The organism is Bradyrhizobium sp. 197, assembly GCF_023073375.1.
GTDB lineage: Bacteria > Pseudomonadota > Alphaproteobacteria > Rhizobiales > Xanthobacteraceae > Bradyrhizobium.
Window position 1 is genome coordinate 183,247 of the sequence record NZ_JADPJJ010000004.1, and the last position, 24,524, is coordinate 207,770.

Genomic DNA, 24,524 nt, shown 5'->3' on the forward strand with positions numbered 1-24,524 from the left:
CTCAAATGCTTGTCTGCGGAGCCGGCGGCGGTGCGACCTGCCGCCGGAACAGGATGCGCTGGTAGAGCCAGCCGATCGCGACCAGCACGATGCCGAGGCACATGAACGACAACGCGCGGTAGACGCCCGTCAGCGTCGACATGTCGATGACGAAGGCCTTCAGGATCGTCAGCGCGATTACGGCGGCCGAGGCCAGCCGCGCCCGCTCCGAGTTGACGAGAATGCCGACGCCAAGCAGCACCACGCCGAAGCCGAGCCAGCCGATCGAATAGGTGTATTGCTCGGCGCCCGTCGTCGCCCCGGTGGAGAGGATTGGGCCGTGATAGAAGCGGCGGATCTCCAGCGTGACATAGGCAAGCGCGAACAGCAGCGCGCCACCCGCGATCGTGTTGGCGTAGGCCTTGCCGCGTTCGCCGACCACGGCATAGGACAAGAGCAGCATCAGCACCGCCGGCAGCGCGTAGCCGAGCAGCAGCAGGTTGAACACGGCGCCGCCGACATCGGTGCGCCACAGCATCGGGTTCTCCAGGATCAACAGGCCAAACACGCTGACGAGCCCGCCGATCGCCGTGAGCACGACCGCGCCGACATTGTGCACGATACTGCGGCTGCGCAGTCGCAAGCGCTCCAGCCCGATCGCCATGGCCAGCGCAACGCAGACCTGCAGCGCGCATTCGAGCAGCGACGGTGCGTCCGTCATGTTGCCGCCGGTCGCAAAATGGCGGATCTCCATGAAGGCGAGCAGCGCGGTGAACAGGATCGCGGCGCTCTCGACCATGCGCAGCGGGCCGTCGTCGCCGCGGCGGCGCAGGAACAGGCTCGCTGCCCAGAACGATGCCGCCGGCAAGCCGTAGCCCCACAACAGCCAGTTGAAGATCGGTGTGGTCCCGACGGCGTCGCCGACAATGCGCGGATCATAGCCGATGCGTGCGGTGACCAGCCCAGCGAAGATCGCGGCCAGCCAGCGCAGGAACGGGATAGGCCGCTGCATCGAGATCCAGGCGGTGCCGAGCGACATCAGCGCCAGTGCGATCGTGAGCCAGCCCTTCTCCAGCGCAAACGTCAGCGCCAGCGCCAGCGCACCGAGCGTGCCGGTCGCAAACAAGGCCGTGGAGATCTTGCCGCCCGGTCGGGTCTCGCGGCGCGCTAGCGCTTCGGTGGCTGCGCCAAAGGCGGCGGCGAGCAGCACTGCGAGGATGGCGAACGGGATCGAGCGGTCGAGATGCGCGATGCGTGCGTAGAGCGCGACCAGGATCGCGATCGGCGTCGCGACAGCCGCGGCCGACCACACCACCGGAATGATCGCCGAGTTCGAGCGTCCCTGCGCGAGGAAGCCCGCGATGCCGAAGCCGGCGGCGAAGACCGCCGCCATCACCAGATGCAGCGTCACCGCGCTGTCGGTCGCTGTCGGTGCGATGCCGGCCAGGGGGCCGCCCGGCAGCACCAGCATGTCGGGATTAGCGCGCACCGCCCATTCGGCGAATACGATGAAGACGGTCGCGGCGGCCGCGCCCAGCGCGCCCGTAGCCGCCGGCGCGCGCCAGGCGACGAGCAGCGTCGCGCCGACGAGCAGCGTGAAGGCGATCAGCGCCAGATCCGCATGCGCGCTCGACAGCACGATCAGCATCGCGCCGAACAGATAGGCGCCGAGCGAGTTCGACGAGACCGGCTCGATCTCTCCGTCCTCGATCGTCGGGCCGAACATGAAGCCGCAGACGACGAGAAGTGCGGCAAGAACAAAGCCTGCGATCACATGGAAAGCGTGCGGCGCGACCTGCAAGTCGCTGGTGTCGAGACCCGGGAAGATCCAGAGCACGGCGAAGGCGATTGTCGTGACTGCAAGCCAGCGCCACAGCCGGATACGGGCGAGGCCAAAGCTCGCGGCGGTGACGATGGCGAGATAGATGTAGAGAGCCCAATAGTCCGGCTTGCCGCTGGAGACGAGGATCGGCGTCACGAAGGCGCCGACCACGCCGAGGCCCGCGAGCGCGGGCCCGTGCAAGAGCGCCGCGGTCAGCGTGCCGAGCGCGACGAGGCCGAGCAGCACGAAAGCGGTCGCGGGCACCAGGAAGCCATAGAGCGCGTAAGCCGCGTAGATGGTCGCAAATGCCACCGCCGTGCCTGCCGCGGTGAGGATCGCGGGAATGTTGGCGATCGGCAGCGCGGCGATGTTGGAGATGCTCTCCTTGCGCCGCGACCACTCGCCGGCACCAAGCAGCGCCAGCGCGAACACGCCGCCGAGGAACACGCGCACGCCGGGGCCGACCAGGCCGGCCTCGATCGAATAGCGCACCATGAAGAAGCCGCCGAGCGCAAGCGCGAGGCCGCCGATCCACACCACCCAGCGCGTGCCGAGCCGTTCCTCGAAGCCGGGCGCGGGTGCAGGCAGCGGCGGCGGCGCGTCGGCCTCGGTGCTCGCTGCGAGCGGAGGCGGTGAAACATCCTCCGTGAGGGGAGGGGGCGGCGCCTCGGCGTCGGGCGCAAGCGGCGGCGGCGCTTCGGAAGTTGCTGCGGGCGCTTCGGCCCGCATCGGCGGCGCGGGCATCAGTGGCGGCGGCTGCACTTGCCGCTGCGCGTAAAACATCTCTTCGAGCGAGCTCAGCCGGCGGCGCAGCCCGGCCGCCTGGCTGGAGGCCTTGATCGCGATTATGAAAGCGATGATCGCAATGATCAGCGCGAAGACGTCGAACGGGCCGTCTGACATAAAGCCTCCAGGCAATCGGGGGGCAGGGGCCGATCACGCATTTCTCGGGTTAGCGCCGGGAGCGAACGCGCAAGCCTGGCGCGGGCCGCTCCTGGAGCACGTCGCGACGGAAGCGGTAGAGCGCCGCCGGACGTCCGCCCGTCTGTGTCGACATCACTCCGGTCGGTTCGACCAGGGCTTCCATTTCGACCAGGCGGCGGAAATTTTGTTTGTGCAGGTGGCGGCCGGAGATCGCCTCCACCGTGTGCTGCAATTCGGTGAGTGTGAACTCGGCGGGCAAAAGTTCAAAGACTACAGGACGATACTTCAGTTTTGCGCGTAGCCGCGCGATCGCTGTCGCAAGAATCCGGCGGTGGTCGAAGCGCATGGATGTGCCGAGCACGGGAAGCGTCTTGCGCGCTAATGCCGCGGGGCGGCCGTCGCGCCGTGCCTCCTCGATCAGTCCGGCCTCGTACAGGAGCTCGTAGCGGTCGAGCACACGCTCCTCGTCCCAAGGCGCGCCGTCGAGACCGAAATAGAACCGTACGCGATCCCGGCGCGGCAGCGCGCGTGTCGTCTCCGGCGTCTCCTCTTCGGCCCATGTTGTCAATGCCGGGATGATGTCGCGCGCGATGATCGCCGGCGGCTCCTCGCGCCAGTCTTCCCAGGGCAGGAAGCGATACCACGGCGCGAAGCTCGCACTCGTGGCTGCGAGTTCACCGCCGACGGCGCGCGTCAGCGCGAGATAGCCGATCGACACCATGTGCGCGCCGGTATCGCCGGCCTCGGCATGCCGGCCGCGATCGCCAAACGTGTAGAGTTGTTCGACATAGCCGAGCCGCAGGCCCGTCTGTTGCTCGACCCAGGCCCGCAGGCCGATCTCGAAAGTGCGATGGCTCGGCGCATCGAACGGGCCGAACGGCAGTCCGGCCAGTCCGTCGCTGCCGCGCGCGGTGAGGATCAGCGGTTCATGATCCTCGATCGCGACGATCGCAGCAGTCAGGCCGATCTCGATCGGCGTCAGGAGCTTGTCGCTCATGCGGTGGCGATCGCCGGTGTTGTGAGAAGGTTGATTGGGCCGGTCTCGCCGCGGGCTCGCTGCAACCTCTCCCGCTTGCGGGAGAGGTCGGCGCGCAGCGCTGGGTGAGGGCTTTCTCCTCTGGGGGACTGTCCCGATGCGGAGATACCCTCTCCCCATCCCTCTCCCGCAAGCGGGAGAGGGAGCGCAGTCCCGTTGGGGCTGCTATTCGACTCTCTTCTCATTCGAGCTCGATCACGAAGGGGCGGCCCTCGACCGTCATCGCGCCCGGGCCCATCTCGTCGAGTGCGCGCAGCATGCGGCCGTTGCGCCCCAGCGCACGGTCGGCGAGGCCGACGATGCGCCGGTTCGGCGAGGCGATCGGCGAAGCCGCGCGGATCTTCTTCGCGATTTCGGTCTCGTCGCGATCCGGATTGAGCGCGCAGACGGCGGCAAAGGCGCTCGCGGTGGAGCGGCTGATTCCGGCATAACAATGCACCACCAGCGCTGCGCCGCGGTCCCAGCCGCGCACGAAGTTCAGCACCTGCTCGATATGGCTCTCGGACGGCGCGACAAAACCGTCGATCTCCTCGGTAATGTCGTCCATCGACACCTTGAGATGGTTGGCCGGCAGCACCGACACCGGCCGCGCGACCTGTTCGACATTGGCCATTACGGTCAGCACGTGACTGGCCTTGGTGAGACGGACGGTTTCGGGAAGGGCGGCGAGGGAACAGACGTGAATCATGGCGGACCTTTTTCCGCAGATTATAGCGGGCGTTCGTAGGGTGGGCAAAGCGAAGCGTGCCCACCACTTTCGTCGCATTTGGAGAAAATTGGTGGGCACGGCGCGAGGGCGCCTTTGCCACCAATTGGTGGGCACGGCGCGAGGGCGCCTTTGCCACCCTACAGGACTCTAACCCACGACAACGATCACGCAAATACCGCGCCAAACCGCTCCAGGAACTGCTTCTCCGCCCGGGCCGCCGTCCAAGGCGTGAGATAGTCGCGCCGGACGCTGTCGGACAGGCCCGGATCGCGGCCGAACAGGCGCCTGGCCTCGCTTTCGCTGAAGCCGGCGAGCTCGGTGGCCTCCAGATAGGCCGCGCCGCGATCGGCGCCCTTGATCGTCAGCGTGATCTCGTCGGCCAGCACCGGCGGTAGCCCGAACCGGATGTGGATGGCGCCGAGCAGGCGTTTTTCGACCGCCTTGTAATGGCCATCGAGCACGGCCTTGAACGGCGAGATCATGTCGCCGATGACGTATTCGGGCGCGTCATGCAGCAGCGCGGCAAGCCGCATGCGCTGGTCGACGCGCGGCATCTCGTGCCGCATCACGGTTTCCACCAGCAGCGTGTGCTGCGCAACCGAGAAGATGTGCGCGCCAATGGTCTGGCCGTTCCAGCGGGCAACACGCGCCAGCCCATGCGCGATGTCGCCGATCTCGACGTCGAGCGGGGAGGGATCGAGCAAATCGAGCCGCCGGCCCGACAGCATGCGCTGCCAGGCGCGGGACGCCACATCGCGTGACGACTTCTTGGCCGTCATTTGGACTTGAGGCGAGGCTTGCGCTGCGTCTTGCCGCAGCTCGCGTGACAATGGCAGTCGACGAGATGATCGTTGACCAGGCCCGTCGCCTCCATGAAGGCATAGACGATGGTCGGGCCGACGAACTTGAACCCACGCGAGGACAGCTCCTTGGAGATCTGCATCGAAAGCGGAGTCGAGGCCGGCACACTCGCGGTGGTCTTGAAATGATTGACCTTGGGGCTACCGTCCATGAAGTCCCACAGCAGTTTTGAGAAGCCGGGGCCCTTCTCCATGATATCGAGATAGGATTTCGCGCTTGCTATCGCGCCGTCGATCTTGGCCTTGTTGCGCACGATGCCGGCATCGTTCATCAGCGCGTGGACTTTCTTCTCGTTGTAGCGCGCGATCTTCTCCGGCTGGAAATCGTCGAAGGCTTTGCGGAAATTGTCGCGCTTGCGCAAAATCGTGATCCAGGACAGGCCCGCCTGGAAACCGTCGAGGATCAGCTTTTCATAGAGCGCGCGGTCGTCATACTCCGGCACGCCCCATTCGGTATCGTGATAGGCGACGTAGAGCGGATCTTCGCCGGGCCAGGGGCAACGCGTGATTCCGTCGGGATGCAGGCGAGGGGCACGGCTCATGCGATGGGCTGCTTGGCTGGAATGCGGACAACGTCAGGCTCCGCTAGCCTCACAGCGAGGCCACCGGCAGTCAGCGCCTGTCCCGCATCGAGCGCATCGGCGACACGGTCGATGCGCACCAGCGCGATACCCTTGCCCTGCGCCGACGAGCCCATCGTGCCGACCGGCTTGTCGCCGGCAAGAACGCTGACGCCGAGCTCAGGCGAGAGATCCTCGAGCAGCACCTTGACGCTGCGGGTGCGTGCGGTGCCGCGATGCTGCATGCGCGAGACGACCTCCTGGCCGACATAGCAGCCCTTGTCGAAATCGACGCCGGAAAGGCGGTCCATGTTGGTCTCGTGCGGGAACGCATCGCTGTACATGAAATCGAGCCCGCCGCGCGGCACGCCGAGCGCGATGCGGTGGGCCTCGTATGCAGCGGCGTCGACCAGCTCGGCGCCGATCAGATCGGAGAGCTTCTGTTTGAGATCTTCAGGGATCAGGATGCGGTAACCGAGTTCGCCATTGCGCGGATCGGCGAAGGCGAGGTCGGGCTGGGCCGCGGGCTTGCCGTCCCAGGCCGCGAGCACGCCGAGATCGTCGGACAGGTTTTCCACCGTGACCTTGGCGCGCAGCTTGTAGAATTTCAGCTTGGTGGCGAGGCCGTCGGCAAGCGGCTTCGGACAATCGATCAGGAACCCGCCGCCATGGCCGGCAGGCGCCTCCGTGATCAGGAAATCGACGGTGATCTTGCCCTGCGGCGTCAGCAACGCGCCGAATCGCCCCAGGCCCGGCTTGAGCTTGTCGACATCGGTCGTGACGAGGCCATTGAGGAAGTTGCGCGCGTCCTCGCCCGCGACCTTCACCACGCCCCGGTCGGGAAGAAACGCTGATTTCATACGAAAATCTCTTGCGACATGTTGCTCCGGAACGTAAGCCCGCAAGGCAAAAACGACAAGACCTCAAGCCCTGCGCTTGGGGACGAGAGAGGCCTCCAGCCATGACCCAGCGTTTCGACCTGATCCTCAAGGGCAGCACTGTCGTCAACCAGGACGGCGAGGGAGCCCGCGACATCGGCGTCGTCAATGGCCGCATCGCCGAGCTCGGCGCGCTGTCGCAGGCTTCCGCCGCCGAAATGATCGACTGCAAGGGCCTGCACATCCTGCCCGGCGTCATGGACACGCAGGTGCATTTCCGCGAGCCCGGGCTGGAGCAGAAGGAAGACCTCGAGACCGGCTCGCGCAGCGCGGTGATGGGCGGCGTCACCGCCGTGTTCGAGATGCCAAACACCTCGCCATTGACCGTGACAGAGGCCACCTTCACCGACAAGGTGAAGCGCGCCCATCATCGCATGCATTGCGATTTCGCTTTCTTCATCGGCGGCACCCGCGAAAACGTGCAGGACTTGCCGGTGCTGGAGCGTGCGCCGGGTTGCGCCGGCGTCAAAGTCTTTATCGGCTCCTCGACCGGCGCGCTGCTGGTGGAGGACGACGAAAGCCTGCGCCGCATTTTTCAGGTGATCCGCCGCCGCGCCGCGTTCCACGCCGAGGACGAGTACCGCCTCAACGACCGCAAATCGCTGCGCATCGAGGGTGATCCGCGCTCGCATCCGGTGTGGCGCGACGAGACCGCGGCGCTGATGGCGACGCAGCGCCTGGTCAAGCTCGCGCACGAGACGGGCAAGCGCATCCATGTGCTGCACATCTCGACCAAGGAAGAGATCGAGTTTTTGCGCGACCACAAGGACGTCGCCTCCTGCGAGGCGACGCCGCATCATCTCACGCTGGTTGCGCCCGAATGCTACGAGCGGCTCGGCACGCTGGCGCAGATGAATCCGCCGGTGCGCGGCGCCGATCATCGCGCCGGGATCTGGCGCGGCATCGAGCAGGGCATCATCGACGTGCTCGGCTCCGACCACGCCCCGCATACGCTGGAAGAGAAGCAGAAAACCTATCCTGCCTCGCCCTCCGGCATGACCGGCGTGCAGACGCTGGTGCCGCTCATGCTCGATCACGTCAATGCCGGCCGCCTGTCGCTGGCAAGGTTCGTCGATCTCACAAGCGCCGGCCCCGCGCGCCTCTACAACATGGCCTGCAAGGGCCGCATCGCCGCCGGCTATGACGCCGACTTCACCATCGTCGATCTCAAGCGCAGCGAGACCATCACCAACAAATGGGTGGCGTCCAAGGCCGGCTGGACCCCCTATGACGGCGTCCGCGTTACAGGCTGGCCCGTCGGCACCTTCATCCGCGGCCGCCGCGTGATGTGGCAGGGCGACCTCGTGACGGCGTCGCAGGGCGAGCCGGTGCGGTTTCTGGAGACGTTGAAGGCGTAGCCGCGGCGTTGCCACACATTCGTCATTGCGAGCGCAGCGAAGCAATCCAGAGTCTTTCCGCGGAGGCAGACGGGATTGCTTCGCTGCGCTCGCAATGACGAGTGGAGAGAGCTACACTCCCTCGACAGGGAGAGTAGTCAATGCCCCAACCGAACCCCCTCATCACCACCGAGCAACTCGCAGCCCAGCTCGGCGACCCCAATCTCCGCCTCTACGACTGCACGACCTACAACGAGCCGGTGCCATCAGGCAGCGGCGTGCCCTATCGCGCCGTCCCCGGCGACAAGACGTTCGAGGCCGGCCACATCCCGGGCGCCGATTTTCTCGACCTGCAAGGCGAGTTCTCCGACGCCTCCGCGCAACAATTCTTCATGATGCCTGATGTTGCCCACCTAGAGGCCGCCTTTGGCCGCCACGGCCTCGATGTTAGCAAGACCATCGTGCTCTACAGCATCGGCACGATGATGTGGTCCACGCGATTCTGGTGGATGCTGCGCTCGCTCGGCGTCGACGCGCGGGTGCTCGACGGCGGCCTCGACAAATGGAAAGCCGAGGGGCGGCCGGTCGAGATGGGCGCCCCGAAGGGATATCCGGCCACGACCTTCAAGGCCACATCGCGCGAAGGCTTGTTCGTCGACAAGACCGCCGTGAAGGCGCGGCTTGGCGATCCCGCGACTGTTATCGTCAACGCGCTCGGTCCGCAATTTCATCGCGGCCTCGAGCCGAGCCGCTACGGCCGGCCGGGTCGCGTTCCCGGCAGCGTCAACGTATCAGCGGCAACGCTCGCCAATGCCGACAAGACGCTGACGACGCTTGCCGATGCCGAGGCCAAATTCGTCGCGGCAGGCGTCACCCGCGACAAGAATGTGATCCTTTATTGCGGCGGCGGCATCTCGGCGACGATCGACCTGCTGCTGCTGACGCAACTCGGCTACGACAAGCTGACGCTCTACGACGCCTCGATGGGCGAGTGGGCAAGGGATCCGGGGCTGCCGATCGAGACGGACTAGGATATCCCTTGACCCTTCCCCCAAGGGAACCCCGAGGAGAGGATCAGAAAGTTGGGAACCTTTCCCTTGGGCCGGCATCCAATGTCCGGAACGAAGCGAAACGAGCAGGTGACCGCCATGCAACGGACCGCAGCCGGCCTGTCCGCCGGCGCCAAGACATCAGAAATCCGGGCATTGGAAGCCGAACTGGTCGACCGGGCGCGGGGCCGGGACGAGGCCGCGCTCCGTGAGATCATGCAGGCCAACAACCGCAGGCTCTATCGGCTGGCGCGCGGGATTTTGCGCAGCGACAGCGAAGCCGAGGATGTGGTTCAGGAAACCTACGTCCGCGCCTTCACCCATCTCGATGGGTTCCGCGGCGAGTCCGGACTGTCGACCTGGCTGTCGCGCATCGCCATCAACGAGGCGCTTGGCCGGGCGCGAAGCGCCAAGCCGCATGTCGAGCTCGGCTCGGTGCCCGAAGCGATGCTCGAGGCGCAGATCATAAAATTTCCCGTTTCTCCCGCAGGCGATCCGGAAAGGACCATGGCCCAACGTGAAATCCAGCGCGTCGTCGAGCGCGCCATCGACGAGTTGCCGGATGTCTTCCGCATGGTCTTCGTCGCACGCGTTATGGAAGGCATGAACATCGAGGAGACCGCCGAGCTGCTGGGCGTCAAGCCCGAGACCGTGAAGACGCGGCTGCACCGTGCCCGCACCATGCTGCGCGAGAACGTCGAGAAGGAGATCGGCCCGTTGGTGATGGATGCGTTCCCGTTCGCCGGATGGCGCTGCGAGCGGCTGACCGTGTCAGTGCTGAAGCGGCTCGGCAGCGGCGGCTGAAGTTTTTCGGGAACGTTCGCGCGAAAATTCCATCCAACGCCTGTGAAGCAAAGCGCCGGCAATCCGCCCGGCAGCACAGGAGTGTCAAACCATGTTCGTTCGTTGGAGTGCGGCGATCGCCGCAGCAATTTTGTTGTCGAGCCCCGCGCTGCTGCAAGGCGCCAGAGCAGCCGACAAGCCGACCGATCCGCAGATCGCCCACATCGCCTACACCGCGGGCGTGATCGACATCAACGCGGCCAAGCAAGCGCAGAAGAAGGCCAAGAACAAGGATGTGAAGGCATTTGCAGAGGACATGCTGCGCGACCACGAGGCCGTCAACAAGCAGGCGCTGGCGCTGGTCAAGAAGCTGAACGTTACGCCTGAAGACAACGACACCAGCAAGGCGCTGTCGAAGCAGGCGAGCGATAAGCTGGCCGAGCTCGGCAAGCTGGACGGTGCGGCCTTCGACAAGGCTTATGTCGCGAACGAGGTCGCCTACCACAAGGCGGTCAACGGTGCGCTGGAGACGCAGCTCATTCCGTCCGCCAACAATGCCGAGCTGAAGAGCTTGCTGCAGACCGGCCTGAAAATCTTCCAGGGGCATCAGCAGCACGCCGAGCACGTCGCGGCTGAACTGAAATAGGGAGAGGCGATGATGCCGGGACGATTGTCTGCGATCGCGACAGCGGTCGTGCTCGTGGCGATGGCCGTCCCGGCGCACGCCGCGACCATAGAAATCACCATGGAGAATCTCGAAATGTCGCCGAAAGACGCTTCGGCGAAGGTCGGCGACACCGTGGAATGGATCAACAAGGACGTCTTCGCCCACACCGCGACCGCCACGAACGGCGATTTCGACGTGAACCTGCCGGCGAAAAAATCAGCGACGTTCGTTTTGAAGAAGGCGGGCACGGTCGATTATTACTGCCGCTATCATCCCAACATGAAAGCGACGCTCAAGATCGAGCCGTGACGGGCTGGGGAGCGCATTCCCGACGGCTGCGGGAACAACTCCCGGCCCTGACGAGACTAATGCTTGGCCTGGGGAGGCCGCTTCCGTGCGATAAACACGGCAGGCTTCGCGACGTCTTCGCCGAGACTTCGTCGTAAAGTCATTCATCCGTAGACTGGCCCCGCCCGTGCGGCGGGGTCATTTTCGGCAAGGCTTACTGCCTGGAGAAAGGCTTACTGTCTGGAGATGTCGACCGAGAATTCGCCGTTGCGGATACGGCCGGGAAAGCCCTCGACGAATTTCGCCACCGCGTCCTCGCCATAGGTGCCGACGAGTTCGGCCAGGGCCGCGAACAGGCTCGCCTGCGCCAGGCAGTCGCCGTCGACGCCATCATGGCGCGCTTCGGCCCAGGCCTCGTTGAGATAGCTCAGTGCGGCCTGTTTCTGCTCGTGATCGGGCAGCGGCGCGCGGGCGGGGGCGTAGGACACTGGATGGCTCATGAAACTCGACAGGGCTGGAGGCGCGTCCACGGCGATGCGCTGTGCGAGAGGTGTAGCACGCGCGTTAACGCCCGCTAGGCCACATCTTTAGGAACGGTTAACGGCTGTGTACAAAGACGATGACAGGGTTCCCGATGCCCAACCCTCATGGTGAGGAGCGTGCGAAGCACGCGTCTCGAACCATAGAGGCCCTGCTGCAGCAGCAGGGCCTTTCATCCTTCGAGACGCGCGTTCCGCGCTCCTCAGGATGAGGAGTTCACGGTCTGGATGCGGTTGGCAGTAAATCAGTTCGCGTAGCGTGCCGTGAGATCGCGCGAGATCTTCGAGCCTTCCTCGATGTAGCGGCGGATCGCCACCGTCGCGGCCGGCGTGCAGCTGCGGTAGGTCTGCTGAAAACCGTTATAGCCGCGGTTGAAGCCGGCGATCATGCGGGTGCGGCGCTCGCCCGCAGGGGTTTCGGCATCGATCAGCGCCTGCATCTCGCTGCGCCATTTGTTGCCCTCGTTGGACCCGCAGATGCCGCGCAGATAGTGCAGCCCGCCGAGGATCTCCGCCAGCCGCTGCAAATCGCCGTCAAACGGCGCTGCCCCATCCTGAGCCCGGGCGGGCGCGGAGGCGCAGGCGAGAAGCAGGGCAAAAATGGCCAGAAATCGCGTGGACATCGGCGGGGTGTATGCCTCCTCGGGGCGGTAGACGCAAGGCGGGGTCAGGGGCCGATCAGCCGGTGGGCCGACTGGATGACCTCTTCCAGCCCTCCGGTCAGCTTGAGGTCGCCGAGGCTCGCCAGGGCCTCTGGGGCGACCCAGCGGTAATCGTCGAGCTCGTCGTTGAGAACAGGCTCCCGCGCCACCCAGCGGGCGGCAAAGGACATGATCAGGTAATGGCCGGCGCCGCCCGGGGGCGGCAGCACTTCACGCCAGCCGGCCAGGCCAATGATGTCGATATCGAGCGCCGTCTCCTCGTCGACCTCGCGTGCCAGCGCCTGGTGCAGCGATTCGCCGAACTCGACCCGGCCGCCGGGCAGCGAATAGAACCCCTTTGCGGGCGAGCGCGCGCGGCGGGTCAGGAGCACCTTGCCGTCGCGAAAAATCGCGGCACTGACCGCGAGCTGGGGATGGGTGGGCTGGACGACGGCGGCCATGACTTCACCTGCTCGGGCTCAGTTCGCCATGATGGTGTCGACGTCGGCTTCCGCGCCGCCATTGATGATGCCGCCGCAGGCCGCGATCAGCGGCCTGACCCAGACTGCGGCTTGCTCGGCGAGGCGGACGCGGGTCGTGTCCTTCTCGACCTCGCGCATGGCCGAGCCGACCGCTGACAGAATCGAGGTCATGGTGTCGGTGAGATGGTCGAACTGGGCGCGCACGTTCGGGTCGGCCTTGTCATAGGCCTCGATCGCCAGATCCCGGGCCTTGAAATTCGAGGCGGTGAAATGCTCGGCGTAGGACAGCGGCGACCAGGTCAAGAAATCTTCCGCGCATTCCGGCATGTCCGGGACCATTTCCAGCAGCATCACGGCTTCATTGAAATGGTTGAGATAGTCGGTGGCAAGCCCGGTCCGCGGGTTGATGTTGGCCACGCGCAGCCGCTCGGCCCAGGTCGCGGCCTCGGGCCCCGTCTGTCCATGCATTCGCGCCGGCTGGGAGACCGTTGAGCTCATCTGCCGCAGTGTTAACGTTCGGGGTTAAAAGGACCTGAACGGACCCTATATAGGCGCTCAAGGATGTGTGGACGCTTCGTCATAACTTCAGCCCCGGCGGCTTTGCGGCAACTGTTTGGCTATATCGAGCAGCCGAATTTCCCGCCCCGGTTCAACGTGGCCCCGACACAACCGATTCCGGTCGTGCTGGCCGAGCACGGCGCGCGGCATTTCCGCCTGATGCGCTGGGGCCTGTTGCCGGGCTGGCTCAAGGATCCCAAAGGATTTACGCTGCTGATCAACGCCCGCTCCGAGACGGTGCTGGAGATGCCCGCGTTCAAACGCGCGATCCGCCGGCGGCGCGGCCTGATTCCGGCCGACGGCTATTACGAATGGAAGTCGATCGACGGCCGCAAGCAGCCCTTCTTCATCCACCGCGCCGACGGCGAGCCGCTCGGCTTTGCCGCATTGTTCGAGACTTGGGTCGGGCCGAACGGCGAAGAGCTCGACACGGCCGCGATCGTCACGGCGGCGGCGAGCGAGGATCTCGGCACGTTGCATGACCGCGTGCCTGTCACCATCGGCCCGCGCGATTTCGAGCGCTGGCTGGACAGCCGCAGCGATGACGTCGACACCGTGTTGCCGCTGATGACCGCCCCGCGCATCGGCGAATTCGCCTGGCACCCGGTCACCACCCGCGTCAACCGCGTCGCCAATGACGACGAGCAGTTGCTGTTGCCGATCAGCGCGGAGGAGATCGAGGCGGAAGCGGTGAAGCCGAAGAAGGTCGTGCGGAAGGCGGTTGGATCGGAGGATGGCGGGCAGGGGTCGTTGTTTTAGGCGGCGGCGCCCTCAAACAATCTCCCGCGCCTTCAACTCCGCAATCGCCGCCGCATCAAAACCTAGCTCGCCCAGCACCGCATTCGTATCCGCGCCGAGCTCCGGCGCCATCCGGTCGAGCTTGCCGCCGCCATGGGCGAGCTTGAACCCGCTGCCGGCGAAGCGCAGGCGCCCGTAGGGCGTATCCAGCTCCTGGATCGCGCCGCGCGCCTTGATCTGCGGATGGTCGATCACCTCCTCGACCTTCCAGATACTGGCGCAGGGCGCGCCGGCATCTTCCAAAATCGTCTCCCATTCGCGCGCAGGCCTGGCCGCGAGCGCCTCCTCGATGATGGCGCGCAGCGCCGGCTCGTTGTCGTTGCGCGCAAACCAATCGGCGAAGCGCGGATCGGTCAGCGTGTCCTCGCGGCCGAGGGCAGACATCAGCGCGCGATATTGTTTCTCGTTGTTGACGGCGAGCAGAATGTGGCCGTCGCCACATCGAAACAAGTTCGCCGTGGTCCGGCGGCTCACGGCCTGATTGCCCGACAGTGTTTGCCGGTGGCCCGCGACCGACCAGTCCGCGATCTGCCCCGACAGAAACGCCATCGTCGCCTCCAGCATGGAGACGTCGATGAGCTGGCCCTTGCCGGTGCGGTCGCGCTGGTACAGCGCGCTCGACACGCCGAACGCAGCGGTCGCGCCCGAGAGCACGTCGCACACGGCAAAGCCGGCGCGGGTCGGGCCGGTTTCGGGATGGCCCGTGATCGCCATGATGCCGGACAGCGCCTGCATCTTGCCGTCATAGCCGGGGCGCAGCCGATCCGGACCGGTCTGGCCGAAGCCGGATACCGCGCAGTAGATCAGCTTCGGATTGATCGCGGACAGCGCCTCATAACCGATGCCGAGCTTGTCCATCACGCCCGGCCGGAAATTCTCCATGACGACGTCGACATTTGCCGCGAGCTTCTTCACGATCGCGATCGCATCGGGCTTTTGCAGATCGAGGGTCAGGCTGCGCTTGTTGCCGTTGATGGCCTGGAACGCCGGCGCGAGACCGCGGTCGGCCCATTCGCGCGACAGCGGCGTGCGGCGCATGTCCTCGCCCTCGCGCCGCTCGACCTTGATCACGTCGGCGCCCAGCAGCGCGAGCTGGTAGCTCGCATAAGGGCCGGCCAGCACCTGCGTGAAGTCCAGGATCTTCACGCCCTCGAACGGTCGCGTCACGTCGCTCTCCCTTTTGTTTTGGTTGTCGGACGTCAGGCGGCGCGGTTGCCGCGCGCGAGCTCCTTCTGCTTGTCGAATTCGGCACGGCGGCGCGCCAGCTCTTCCGGTGAGAGCTGCGCGACGTTGTTGTAGTCGAGCTTCCAGGAGGCATCCTCGCTCCAGCGCAGCGGCGACTGCATGGTGGTCTGCGGGCCGCTTGCGGTCTCCAGCAGTTTCATCGCCAGTTCGAGCGTCTGCGCCTGCGAGGCGATGTCGTGCGGCTTGCCCGCGGAATTGCCGAGCGGGAAATCGCTGAACAAGAAGCGCGGCACGGCGGCGTGTTCGATGATGTCCTTGGCGCAGCCCATGATCACGGTCGGAATGCCGTTCGCCTCGAGATGCCGCGCCACCAGCGCGGTGGTCTGGTGGCAAACCGGGCAGTTCGGCACCAGCACGGCGACATCGACCTTGTCGGTAACGGCCCGCGCCAGAATTTCCGGCGCGTCGGTATCGAGGGTGACGCGATGGCTGCGGTTGGTCGGCGCGCCGAAGAAGCGCGGGGCCACCTCGCCGATGCGCCCGGCGGCTGAGGCCTTCAAGAGTTGCGGCAGCGGAAACCAGGTGCCGTTGTCGGTGGCCGAGGTGTGCTTGCGGTCGTAGCCGATATGGGAGATGCGCAGGTCGTGCGGCTTCGCGGTGTCGCCGTCATGGACCTGGTAGAACTTCGCGCTGCCATTATACGCCGCGCCCGGCCCCTGGTCGCCCTTGTCCGGATCGTACGGCGCGGCCGTGGTGATGATGGTCACGCGCGATTGCGCCAGCGGCTTCTTCAGCGGCTGGAACGGCGCCTCGGTGTAGTGGGCCCAGCGATACGCCGTGGTGTAGCCGATCGCGGTGTAATAGTCCCGCGTGCGCTGCATATAGGGGACGGGGGCATCATAGTCGGGCGCAAAGCCGAATTCGTCGTCGCGCGAAGCGGTCATGGGGCGCGTCTCCTGTGGTTCTTGTTGGCAACAGACTATTGATAGTTGGAGGTGAGCTCAAGGGTAAGCAACCTACCGAAACAGATGCAGCGCCGCGTATTGCAGCAGCATGATCGCCTTGGCGTCGATGATGCGCCCGTCCGCGATCATCGCCAGCGCCTCGTCGATGCCGAGCTCCAGCACCTCGATGTCCTCGCCTTCATGTTCGAGGCCGCCGCCGTCGCTGACCCGCATCTCCGGCTCGTATTCGGCGACGAAGAAATGCAGCTTCTCGGTAATGGCGCCGGGGCTCATGAACGCCTCGAATACTTTTTCGACGTGGTGCAGGCGATAGCCGGTTTCCTCCTCGGCCTCGGCGCGGATGCGTACCTCGGGCGAGGCATCGTCCAGCACGCCGGCGGCCGCCTCGATCAGCAAATCGTCGTAGCCGCGGATGAACGCCGGCAGGCGGAATTGCTTCACCAGGATCACCGTGTGCCGTGCGAGATTATACGGCAGCACGGCGGCGGCGTTGTCGCGCTCGTAGGTCTCCCGGTGCTGCGTCTGCCATTCGCCATTGGCGCGCCGGTAATCCAACGTGGTGTTCTTGAGGGTGGTCCAGTTGTCCGAGAGCACGCGGACGTCCTTGATGCGGACGCGGTCGGAAATGGTCATGGCTCGATCTCAGTTGCTTGCTCAGTTGCTTGGAGTCGTGTCGCGGCCGTCGAGCCACTTCTGGAACATCACCGAAGTCGATTCTTCAAACCCCAGCGACTGATAGAACGCATTGGCCTGCGCGTTCCCGCGGCGGACCAGGAGCTGGAGCTTCAGAATTCCAGCAGCGCGTAGCCAGTCCTCGGCGGCGGCCATGATCACCCGGCCATGGCCGCGCTTGCGGCCATCGGGGTCGACCGCGACGTAATAAACCCAGCCGCGGTGGCCGTCATAGCCGACCATGACGGTCGCGACGATCGCGCCGCCGTCGCGACCGATCAGGATGGTGGAATTGTCGCGCCGTCGCGCCAGCGCGATATCCGAGTGCGGATCATTCCACGGCCGCGTCAGGCCGCAGCGCTGCCACAGCGCGACGACAGGCTCGACATCGGCGTCATTGATCGCATCGATCCTGAGAGCACTCACAGCACTTTTCCCGGGTTCATGATTCCAAGCGGATCGAGCATTGCCTTGATGGACCGCATCAGCTCGATCGCGGTCTTGTCCTTCACGTCAGGCAGCTCGTCGCGCTTGAGCACGCCGATGCCGTGCTCGGCCGAGATCGAGCCGCCCATGCGCAACACGATCGCGAACACCACCGCGTTCATCTCGTGCCAGCGCGCCAGATAATCCGCGGTGTTGGCGCCGATCGGCTGGCTGACATTGTAATGCAGATTGCCGTCGCCGAGATGGCCGAACGGCACCGGCCGCGCGCCGGGGATCAGTTTGATCACGGCGGCATTGGCCTCCGTGATGAAGGCGGGAACAGTGGCCACCGGCACGGAAATGTCGTGCTTGATCGAGCCGCCCTCCGGCTTCTGCGCCGACGACATCTCGTCGCGCAGCTTCCAGAAGCCGGCGCGCTGGGTGAGATTGGCCGCGATCACGGCGTCGTCGACGATCTCGTCCTCCATGGCGCGGCCGAGGATCGTCTCCAGCGGCGCGCGGGCGTCGTCGCTGGCTGCGGACAATTCCATCAGCACGTACCAGGGATGCTTCGCCTGGAGCGGATCGCGCACGTCGATGCCGTGGCGGATCGAGAAATCGACCGCCATCTCCGAGAGTAGCTCGAAGCTCGTCAGCGCATTGGCGGCCTCGCTTTGCGCGATCGTCAGGAGTTTCAAGGCCGCGTCCGGCGACTTCAGCCCGACGAAGGCGGTCTCGATCGACCGCGGCTTCGGAAACAGCTTCAGCGTCGCGGCCGTGATGATGCCGAGCGTGCCTTCGGCGCCGATGAAGAGATTGTGCAGATTGTAGCCGGTGTTGTCCTTCTTCAGCTTCGACAGCACGCCCAGCACGCGCCCGTCGGCCAGCACCACCTCGAGCCCCAGCGCCATCTCGCGCGCGACGCCATAGGCGAGCGCGGCCGTGCCGCCGGCATTGGTCGAGAGATTGCCTCCGATGGTGCAGCTTCCTTCGGCGCCGAGCGAGAGCGGGAACAGCCGGTCCATTTCAGCGGCCTTCTGCTGCGCGATCTGCAGCACCACGCCGGCCTCGCAAGTCATGGTGTTGGAGGCGACGTCGACCTCGCGGATCTTGTCCAGTCGCCGCAGCGACACCACCACCTCGCCATTGTGCGGCGTCTGTCCGCCGACGAGGCCGGTATTGCCGCCCTGCGGCACCAGCGCGATTTTGTGCTCGGAAGCCAGCTTGCAGATCGCGGAGACCTCCGCGGTCGAGCCCGGGCGCAGCACCAGCGGCGAGCGGCCGTGAAACAAATTGCGCTCCTCGGTGACGTACGCCTCGATGTCGGCCGCATCGGTGATGGCGTGGCGATCGCCGACGATCTTGCGGAATTGTTCGATCAACTCGGGCGCAAGCGGAGGGGTAGCGGAATGATTGATGTTCATTGTCTTGTCTCTTGCTTCGCTCTTATCTCGCCACCGCGGCCCGGCGCAGCCGGTCGTTGATCGCTTCGCCCAGATCGTCTTCGGGGATCGCCATCACGGCGATTGCGCGCGGCCTCCTGGCATCGAGGGCGCGAAGATAGCCGAACAGATTGGCGGCGGCTTCATCGAGATCACCGGTGGGCGACAAATTCATGACGGCGGCGGCGGCGTCAACGCCCGGCAGGCGCGCGGGGCCGAACGCCAGCAGCGCTTCTCCGGGCGCAACGTCCTGCGCATTGAGCCGCACATTGGCGCGCGGCGCGTAATGCGAGGCCATCATGCCCGGCGCCAGCGGCTGGCTGTCGTTGCTCTCGGCCTCCGTGGGCAGTCGCGCCAGCGGTGCGCCGAGCACGGCTTCGATCCGTTCGCGCGACAGCCCGCCGGGCCGCAGCAGCATCGGCGCATTGAGGCAGCCGACAATGGTCGATTCGACGCCGACCGCGACAGGGCCGCCGTCCACGATCAGGTCGATCCGCCCCGCAAGGTCGCTTTCGACATGGGCGGCCAGCGTCGGCGAGACGTGGCCGGAGAGGTTGGCGGACGGCGCCACCACCGCCCCGCCAAAGGCGCGCAGGATCGCCTGCGCCACCGGATGGGCGGGAATGCGGATCGCGACCGTGTCGAGGCCCGCAGTGGCAAGCTCGGCCACCGGGCAGTTTTCCGTCTTCGGCACCACCAGCGTCAGCGGCCCCGGCCAGAACGCCTCCGCAAGGGTCAAGGCGCAGGCGTCGAACCGCCCGATCCTCCGCGCGGCCGCGAGGTCGGCGACATGCGCTATCAGCGGATTGAAGGCCGGCCGCCCCTTGGCGGCGTAAAGATGGGCGATCGCGCCGGCATTTCCGGCATCCGCTCCGAGCCCGTAGACCGTCTCGGTCGGGAACGCGACCAGCCCGCCGCGGGCCAGTATCCGGGCGGCAGCTTCCGCGCCGGCCTCGCCGGCCGGTAAAATCAGCGTTTCAAGACCCGTTTTCACAGGGATAAAATTCCTCGGCTCGGCCGCTTGCGGTGCGCCACACCCGACGCTATAAGCCTGCCTCTTGTCGGAGTGTGGCTCAGCCCGGTAGAGCACTGCGTTCGGGACGCAGGGGTCGCAGGTTCGAATCCTGCCACTCCGACCATTATTTCAAGTACTTATAGTTTCGATGCTTTTTGTGCGCAATGAAATGCGCAATGATTTGAGGCACATCTGCCATGCCCGTCGATCTTGAGGCGTACGCCAAAGACGTCGAAGAGCAGGTCAGGCAGATTCGCGACGACCTTGAGCCTCTCGAAGCTGGAAGAATGACGATCGGCGAGCGCGAGGGAACTGGCCCCTGGCGCGATGTCACACAGGACACGATAAAGCACCACAAGTCCTCCCTTCGGACCTACGAGCTGATTTTGGCCGACATCAAGGCGCGAATAGCTCGCGGCGAATAGGGTCCAGCTCAGCGCCTTCCCCCAAACGCTTCCGCCGCCTCTTCCTGGAATTCTGGATGGTGATGGCCATAATTGGCCTCCAATTGCTCAACCGTCATTCCGAGCCAGCCGGCGGCTTCCCACATGTCCACGCCTGCCTGCATCAGCCAGGTCGCTGCGGTATGGCGTAGCGAATGCCGGACCACGTCATCACCTAGCCCCGCATCCTCCAGAATGCCTTCCCAAGCGGATCTTATCTTGCCGGCGAGTGGCTGGCCGTCGTGCATGCGGTTCACGATGAACCTGATTTGCTCACCTTCCCTCATGACCCCAGAGGCGCGGAGTTCTGCCGACCGAGCATGGTCAATCCTGCGCCAACGAATCAGGTGGGGGCGCAGACGGGTAGCGATCTTTGCCGGCGGCCGCCGCTTCTTGGTTGACCGCTCCAGCGCCCCCTTGCCCTGGTAGACCATCGCCTCAAGGTTCATCCAAGGATGGGTTGTTGTTGGCAGCCACTGGGTGCGCCGGATCGTCTCTTCGCGACGAGCGCTATAGATGCCAACTAGGCAGAAGCGCGCCGCAGGATAGCGACGACGAATGATCCACCGTTCCCTGCGCACGAGCGCGCCGTCTTGCCTGCGCTTCCATGTCGACTGCTCAGTGTCCCACACGTAGCCGATTGCTGCACCAAGCAGGCGCGCGGCCTCATTGCGCGTCAGCCAGCGGTGTCGCCCCTCCGCCTTGGGAGGAAGAGTGATTTTCGGAACGACGCTGAGCGTGTGCTCGGCGTGGTAGGCGTTCACCGCTGCCCGCAAATCTTCAAGCCGGCGTCGCGCGGTTTGATCAGAGACAGCCCCGTTGCGCGGCTTGATGCCGGCTTTCCTATTATTGTCGTTCGCAGTGCCGGTAGACCAGTCGACAAAGTCACGGCAGAGCTGGGCCTTCAGCTCGCTGACGGTTTTGTCGCCAAAGAAATTATTGAGATCGAGCAGGCGAATGAGCAGCAGGTCGTGCTGCGCCCATGCGCGTTCGTCGCTCTTATTCTTGGGCCGCTTTGAAATCTCATAGGATGTAAGAACGTCGGCTATGGCGAGGACGCTAGGGTCGGTTGCCCCGATCGTGCTGGTATGCCGCTCGCCGATGTAGGCTTCGAGCGCCTTCGCAGCTCCGTCAATGTCGTCGCGGCTGCGGCCTGTGCGGATTTGCCGGCCACGGTCGAGGATGATCCAGGTTTCATCGTCCTCTCTAAACCAGAGTCGTGGCGGCTTGGCTTTGCGGCCCGGCATGACGGCTTCACTAATTTGCGGATTGCGCGAGGTGTCGTCAGATCTTTGCCTGCCACTTTGGCGATTTCAAGAGTCCCAGCCGCTGCTGCCCTTCGCAATGACGATAATGTCAACGGACCTTGCGGAAAAAATAAAGCGGTAGCCTCGACAAGGGTCATTACCTCGTCCTCTCCCCATTGAGCGGGATCGGGGCGTGCTTTAACGCGGGCGAGCTTGTCGGTGTTACGCTTGCGCATCTGTTGGGCGGTACTCACGGCGTCACGAGAGCTTTGTCTCGGCCGTTCCGTTCAGCGTGTACGCGAAATCTGTTCCTCTGGCAGCTTGGTGCCTTTGCCTGTGCGGCAATCGGCGACTGCGGAGTGCAAATCGGACCACCAAGCACCCTGGTCGGCTTGTAATAGGTTCGAGTCACGTTCGCGCAGCGCCGATGGGCTCATATCCAGCTCCGCGACGACGGTGCCTGTAGTGCAGCACCCGACAAGTGCCGGCCAAGCGAGCGAAACACCGTCTAGCCGCTTACTGCCGCCCCGCCATATGACGAGGCAAGTGGCGCGGAGATTCCGATTTGATGATGGCGCGATCATTGGAGGTTTCAATGCGCCCATAGACCATTTTCGAGACGAAAATTTCTTTCTTCTCGCGGATGTTGACAGTGTTTTCCTCGGGCTCTTTAGAAAGCGTCGTTTCCTGCCGATGCGTGCAAGCTCAACGGTGTTCTCAAATGAGAAAAGTGCTCGCTGCCAAGCTGCATGGCATCCATGTTACGGAAGCCAATCTTCACTATCACGGTTCAATCACTCTCGATCCGGATCACTGCCAGGAAGCTGGCATCCTGCCGATGGAGTTCGTGGAGATTTGGAACAAGAATTCCGGGGCGCGCATATCGACCTATGTCATCTTTGGACCACGCGGTTCCCGCTGCTGTATCTTGAACGGGGCCGCTGCGCGCCCCTGCCAAGTCGGCGACCAGATTATCGTCTGTAGTTCGACATATCTGGACGAAACGCGATTAGTTCAAATGAGGCCTAAGATTCTCACTTTTGATCGCGGTAACCACATTACCGATCGCCTGACCTATTTGGTCACTCCAGAGTCTTCTGGACATTACCGCTTCGAGATCGTGGGCGAGTTAGGCGATATCAAAGCCGTACCGCTTCGCGCAGCAGAATCGAACTGACGTAGTCAACTGATCGGAGATCCAAAGTGAGTCACGTTTCCGAATCGCCGGTTGAATGTGTCACCATTCCAATGTTGCAGCGCTGGAAGCGGGACGGGCGGCGTCTCGTAATGACCACCGCCTATGATGCAGTTACAGCACGCATTGCGGATTCCGTCGTCGATATCATCCTGGTCGGCGACAGTGTCGGCAACGTTTGCCTTGGATTCGATAATACGTTGCCGGTCAGTGTGGCGATGATGAACCATCATCTGGAAGCGGTTGTTCGCACTAGGCCTCGTGCCTTGCTCGTCGCCGATATGCCATTTCTCAGCTTTCACCTTGGTATCGAGGAAACGCTTCGCAATGCCGGCGGATTCCTGCAACGTGGCGCGGCGGCGGTCAAACTGGAGGGCGGCACCAAACGTATCGAAACGGTGCGCGCCCTGGTCGATTGCGAAATTCCTGTGATGGGCCATTTGGGCCTTACGCCCCAGAGCGTCAATGTCATGGGTGGCTTCAAGGTGCAGGGTCGGAGCGCCGACGACGCTTTACGTCTTCTCGACGATGCTTACCGCCTGCAGGAAGCCGGATGCTTCGCCTTGGTCCTCGAAGGTATTCCTGCCGAGCTGGCCGCGCGAGCAACCGAGTCCCTCGAAATACCGACTATTGGAATCGGTGCGGGTTCTGGCTGCTCGGGCCAGGTGCTCGTATTCCACGATGTGCTTGGTCTAACCCAGGCGCATCGTCCCAAATTCGTTCGGGCCTATGCGAATGGGTTTCAGCTATTGCAGGACGCGCTCTCAAACTGGGCTGCAGATGTGCGCAGCGGATCATTTCCGGGGGCACAGGAATCCTACCGTCTTCCCGAAGCCCTCGCAGACCCAATCGCAAATTGGGCTCCGCCCAGTGTCAAGGCCTGACGCAACCATGCAAACAATCACAACAGTCGTCGAGCTTCGCCGTGCCATCAACAAGGCGCGCTCGGGCGGAAAACGCATCGGCTTCGTGCCAACAATGGGTTATCTGCACGATGGCCACCTAGCGCTTGTCCGAGCAAGCCAGATGCAAAGCGACATCACTGTCGTTAGCATCTTCGTCAATCCTACCCAGTTCGGCCCAAACGAGGACCTCAGTGCCTACCCGCGCGACTTTCCGCGAGATGAGAAGCTGTGCCAAGATGCTGGTGTTGCGATCCTCTTCGCACCGGACGCGCAGGAGATTTATCCGCCGGGATTCAATACCTTTGTCGAACCTGGCGAGCTCGCGAAGCCTCTGTGCGGCTCCTTCAGGCCGGGTCATTTTCGCGGCGTAGCGACGGTAGTGTCCAAGCTGTTCAACATGGTGCAGCCGGATCTTGCCTTTTTTGGCCAGAAGGATTTTCAGCAATGCGCGGTCGTCCGCCGTATGGTGATTGACCTCAATCTTCCGATCGAGATGGTCACAGTCCCCACAATCCGCGAAATCGATGGACTCGCGATGAGCAGTCGCAACAGGTATCTTAGTGAGGAAGAACGTCGGCGTGCTCTTGCCATAAGTCGTGGCCTCTTCGCCGCTGTGGCTAAATTTCAGGCAGGTGAGCGCGACGCGCAGGAATTGCTTGCGATTGCCAAGCAGCACTTGGAGACCCTTGATCGGCTGCAATATGTCGAGCTTGTCGACGCCAATACGCTCAAGCCAGCTGAGGGTCCGCTATGTCACCCTGCGGCCCTCTGCGCCGCAGCCCACGTCGGCTCGACGCGCCTAATCGATAACGTATTGCTGGCGGCGTCTGTGCGGTAGCGGCTGGTCGGTTACCCAACAGTAGGGGCTATTGATCATCGCTAATGTTCTACGGCGCTCAATAGTGCCGTCTCCCTGCAGATGGTGCGGCGGTGCCGGAACATCGATAGACAAAGCGCGGACTCTTAATCAGCGGGTCCCAGGTTCGAGCCCTGGTGCGCCCACCATATAAATCAAGACCTTGGCGAGAGAAGCCGTTTGAGAGAGCCGAATTAAAACGG

General features: G+C 64.2%; 27 protein-coding genes and 1 tRNA gene. 11 read left to right on the forward strand and 17 right to left on the reverse strand.

Going from position 1 to position 24,524, the window contains the following annotated elements; all coding sequences use genetic code 11:
* Window position 1: 1 nt before the first annotated feature.
* The 6 genes from IVB27_RS01705 to ygfZ all read right to left on the reverse strand — a co-directional run bounded on the left by IVB27_RS01705 (window position 2) and on the right by ygfZ (window position 6,750).
* On the reverse strand, window positions 2–2,704 hold the full coding sequence (locus tag IVB27_RS01705; protein WP_247440870.1) for a DUF2339 domain-containing protein: 2,703 nt from the start codon (window positions 2,702–2,704) through the stop codon (window positions 2–4).
* A gap of 49 nt (window positions 2,705–2,753) precedes the next feature.
* Window positions 2,754–3,722 carry an NUDIX hydrolase gene (locus IVB27_RS01710; RefSeq protein ID WP_247340255.1) on the reverse strand — a complete coding sequence of 323 codons (969 nt, stop codon included), beginning with the start codon at window positions 3,720–3,722 and terminating at the stop codon, window positions 2,754–2,756.
* A 220-nt stretch (window positions 3,723–3,942) separates the two neighbouring features.
* A complete protein-coding gene (locus IVB27_RS01715) occupies window positions 3,943–4,449 on the reverse strand; it encodes a tyrosine phosphatase family protein (protein WP_247440872.1) in 507 nt (168 codons plus the stop codon).
* Between the two features lie 185 nt (window positions 4,450–4,634).
* Entirely contained in the window at window positions 4,635–5,249 is a 615-nt protein-coding gene (locus tag IVB27_RS01720; protein WP_247440874.1) for a YfbR-like 5'-deoxynucleotidase, read from the reverse strand.
* Window positions 5,246–5,872 (reverse strand): DNA-3-methyladenine glycosylase I, encoded by a 627-nt coding sequence (locus tag IVB27_RS01725; RefSeq protein WP_247440876.1) that lies wholly within the window; start codon window positions 5,870–5,872, stop codon window positions 5,246–5,248. The genes IVB27_RS01720 and IVB27_RS01725 overlap by 4 nt, the downstream gene beginning before the upstream one ends.
* The gene (gene ygfZ / locus IVB27_RS01730; protein WP_247440878.1) at window positions 5,869–6,750 is read right to left on the reverse strand and encodes a CAF17-like 4Fe-4S cluster assembly/insertion protein YgfZ; all 882 of its coding nucleotides are present in this window, start codon (window positions 6,748–6,750) and stop codon (window positions 5,869–5,871) included. The genes IVB27_RS01725 and ygfZ overlap by 4 nt, the downstream gene beginning before the upstream one ends.
* 101 nt (window positions 6,751–6,851) lie before the next feature.
* Between ygfZ and IVB27_RS01735 the strand changes: the two genes are divergently transcribed.
* The 5 genes from IVB27_RS01735 (at window position 6,852) to IVB27_RS01755 (ending at window position 10,973) form a co-directional block, all read left to right on the forward strand.
* Window positions 6,852–8,186: a dihydroorotase gene (locus tag IVB27_RS01735; RefSeq protein ID WP_247440880.1), complete on the forward strand. Its 1,335-nt coding sequence runs from the start codon at window positions 6,852–6,854 to the stop codon at window positions 8,184–8,186.
* 140 nt (window positions 8,187–8,326) lie between these two features.
* The gene (locus IVB27_RS01740; protein WP_247440882.1) at window positions 8,327–9,196 is read left to right on the forward strand and encodes a sulfurtransferase; all 870 of its coding nucleotides are present in this window, start codon (window positions 8,327–8,329) and stop codon (window positions 9,194–9,196) included.
* Between the two features lie 117 nt (window positions 9,197–9,313).
* Window positions 9,314–10,018, forward strand: coding sequence for an RNA polymerase sigma factor (locus tag IVB27_RS01745; protein WP_247440884.1), 705 nt, complete (start codon window positions 9,314–9,316; stop codon window positions 10,016–10,018).
* A 91-nt stretch (window positions 10,019–10,109) separates the two neighbouring features.
* A complete protein-coding gene (locus IVB27_RS01750) occupies window positions 10,110–10,643 on the forward strand; it encodes a DUF4142 domain-containing protein (RefSeq protein ID WP_247440886.1) in 534 nt (177 codons plus the stop codon).
* Between the two features lie 12 nt (window positions 10,644–10,655).
* Window positions 10,656–10,973, forward strand: coding sequence for a cupredoxin domain-containing protein (locus tag IVB27_RS01755; RefSeq protein ID WP_247440888.1), 318 nt, complete (start codon window positions 10,656–10,658; stop codon window positions 10,971–10,973).
* 212 nt (window positions 10,974–11,185) lie between these two features.
* Here IVB27_RS01755 and IVB27_RS01760 read toward each other — a convergent pair whose 3' ends face one another.
* The 4 genes from IVB27_RS01760 to IVB27_RS01775 form a co-directional block, all read right to left on the reverse strand.
* Window positions 11,186–11,452 (reverse strand): hypothetical protein, encoded by a 267-nt coding sequence (locus IVB27_RS01760; protein WP_007594892.1) that lies wholly within the window; start codon window positions 11,450–11,452, stop codon window positions 11,186–11,188.
* 284 nt (window positions 11,453–11,736) lie between these two features.
* A complete protein-coding gene (locus IVB27_RS01765) occupies window positions 11,737–12,114 on the reverse strand; it encodes a TIGR02301 family protein (protein ID WP_247440890.1) in 378 nt (125 codons plus the stop codon).
* Between the two features lie 44 nt (window positions 12,115–12,158).
* The gene (locus tag IVB27_RS01770) at window positions 12,159–12,593 is read right to left on the reverse strand and encodes an NUDIX hydrolase (protein ID WP_247440892.1); all 435 of its coding nucleotides are present in this window, start codon (window positions 12,591–12,593) and stop codon (window positions 12,159–12,161) included.
* Between the two features lie 18 nt (window positions 12,594–12,611).
* The gene (locus IVB27_RS01775) at window positions 12,612–13,112 is read right to left on the reverse strand and encodes a hypothetical protein (protein ID WP_247440894.1); all 501 of its coding nucleotides are present in this window, start codon (window positions 13,110–13,112) and stop codon (window positions 12,612–12,614) included.
* Window positions 13,113–13,175: 63 nt separating this feature from the next.
* On the opposite strand from IVB27_RS01775, the gene IVB27_RS01780 reads away from it, so the two are divergent.
* Window positions 13,176–13,931, forward strand: a complete 756-nt coding sequence (locus tag IVB27_RS01780) for an SOS response-associated peptidase (protein WP_247440895.1) — start codon at window positions 13,176–13,178, stop codon at window positions 13,929–13,931.
* Between the two features lie 12 nt (window positions 13,932–13,943).
* Here the strand turns inward: IVB27_RS01780 and IVB27_RS01785 are convergent, their stop codons facing one another.
* The 6 genes from IVB27_RS01785 to IVB27_RS01810 form a co-directional block, all read right to left on the reverse strand.
* Window positions 13,944–15,137: a CaiB/BaiF CoA transferase family protein gene (locus tag IVB27_RS01785; protein ID WP_247340214.1), complete on the reverse strand. Its 1,194-nt coding sequence runs from the start codon at window positions 15,135–15,137 to the stop codon at window positions 13,944–13,946.
* Window positions 15,138–15,169: 32 nt separating this feature from the next.
* Window positions 15,170–16,099 (reverse strand): glycine/sarcosine/betaine reductase selenoprotein B family protein, encoded by a 930-nt coding sequence (locus IVB27_RS01790; RefSeq protein ID WP_247440897.1) that lies wholly within the window; start codon window positions 16,097–16,099, stop codon window positions 15,170–15,172.
* Window positions 16,100–16,171: 72 nt separating this feature from the next.
* A complete protein-coding gene (locus IVB27_RS01795) occupies window positions 16,172–16,753 on the reverse strand; it encodes an NUDIX hydrolase (protein ID WP_247440899.1) in 582 nt (193 codons plus the stop codon).
* Between the two features lie 21 nt (window positions 16,754–16,774).
* Window positions 16,775–17,218 carry a GNAT family acetyltransferase gene (locus IVB27_RS01800; RefSeq protein WP_247440901.1) on the reverse strand — a complete coding sequence of 148 codons (444 nt, stop codon included), beginning with the start codon at window positions 17,216–17,218 and terminating at the stop codon, window positions 16,775–16,777.
* Entirely contained in the window at window positions 17,215–18,642 is a 1,428-nt protein-coding gene (locus tag IVB27_RS01805; protein WP_247440903.1) for an FAD-binding oxidoreductase, read from the reverse strand. Before IVB27_RS01805 ends, IVB27_RS01800 begins: the two co-directional genes overlap by 4 nt.
* Window positions 18,643–18,664: 22 nt before the next feature.
* A complete protein-coding gene (locus IVB27_RS01810) occupies window positions 18,665–19,654 on the reverse strand; it encodes an L-threonylcarbamoyladenylate synthase (RefSeq protein ID WP_247440905.1) in 990 nt (329 codons plus the stop codon).
* Between the two features lie 68 nt (window positions 19,655–19,722).
* On the opposite strand from IVB27_RS01810, the gene IVB27_RS01815 reads away from it, so the two are divergent.
* Window positions 19,723–19,799, forward strand: a tRNA-Pro gene (locus IVB27_RS01815).
* 73 nt (window positions 19,800–19,872) lie between these two features.
* Window positions 19,873–20,100 (forward strand): hypothetical protein, encoded by a 228-nt coding sequence (locus IVB27_RS01820; protein WP_247440907.1) that lies wholly within the window; start codon window positions 19,873–19,875, stop codon window positions 20,098–20,100.
* 8 nt (window positions 20,101–20,108) lie between these two features.
* On the opposite strand, the gene IVB27_RS01825 is transcribed toward IVB27_RS01820, so the two are convergent.
* Window positions 20,109–21,365, reverse strand: coding sequence for a tyrosine-type recombinase/integrase (locus IVB27_RS01825; RefSeq protein ID WP_247440909.1), 1,257 nt, complete (start codon window positions 21,363–21,365; stop codon window positions 20,109–20,111).
* Window positions 21,366–22,086: 721 nt separating this feature from the next.
* Between IVB27_RS01825 and panD the strand changes: the two genes are divergently transcribed.
* The 3 genes from panD (at window position 22,087) to panC (ending at window position 24,303) form a co-directional block, all read left to right on the forward strand.
* On the forward strand, window positions 22,087–22,542 hold the full coding sequence (panD, locus tag IVB27_RS01830; protein ID WP_247440911.1) for an aspartate 1-decarboxylase: 456 nt from the start codon (window positions 22,087–22,089) through the stop codon (window positions 22,540–22,542).
* A 71-nt stretch (window positions 22,543–22,613) separates the two neighbouring features.
* On the forward strand, window positions 22,614–23,444 hold the full coding sequence (gene panB, locus IVB27_RS01835) for a 3-methyl-2-oxobutanoate hydroxymethyltransferase (RefSeq protein ID WP_247440926.1): 831 nt from the start codon (window positions 22,614–22,616) through the stop codon (window positions 23,442–23,444).
* 7 nt (window positions 23,445–23,451) lie between these two features.
* Complete coding sequence (gene panC / locus IVB27_RS01840) at window positions 23,452–24,303, forward strand: pantoate--beta-alanine ligase (RefSeq protein WP_247440912.1); 852 nt, start codon at window positions 23,452–23,454, stop codon at window positions 24,301–24,303.
* Window positions 24,304–24,524 lie beyond the last annotated feature (221 nt).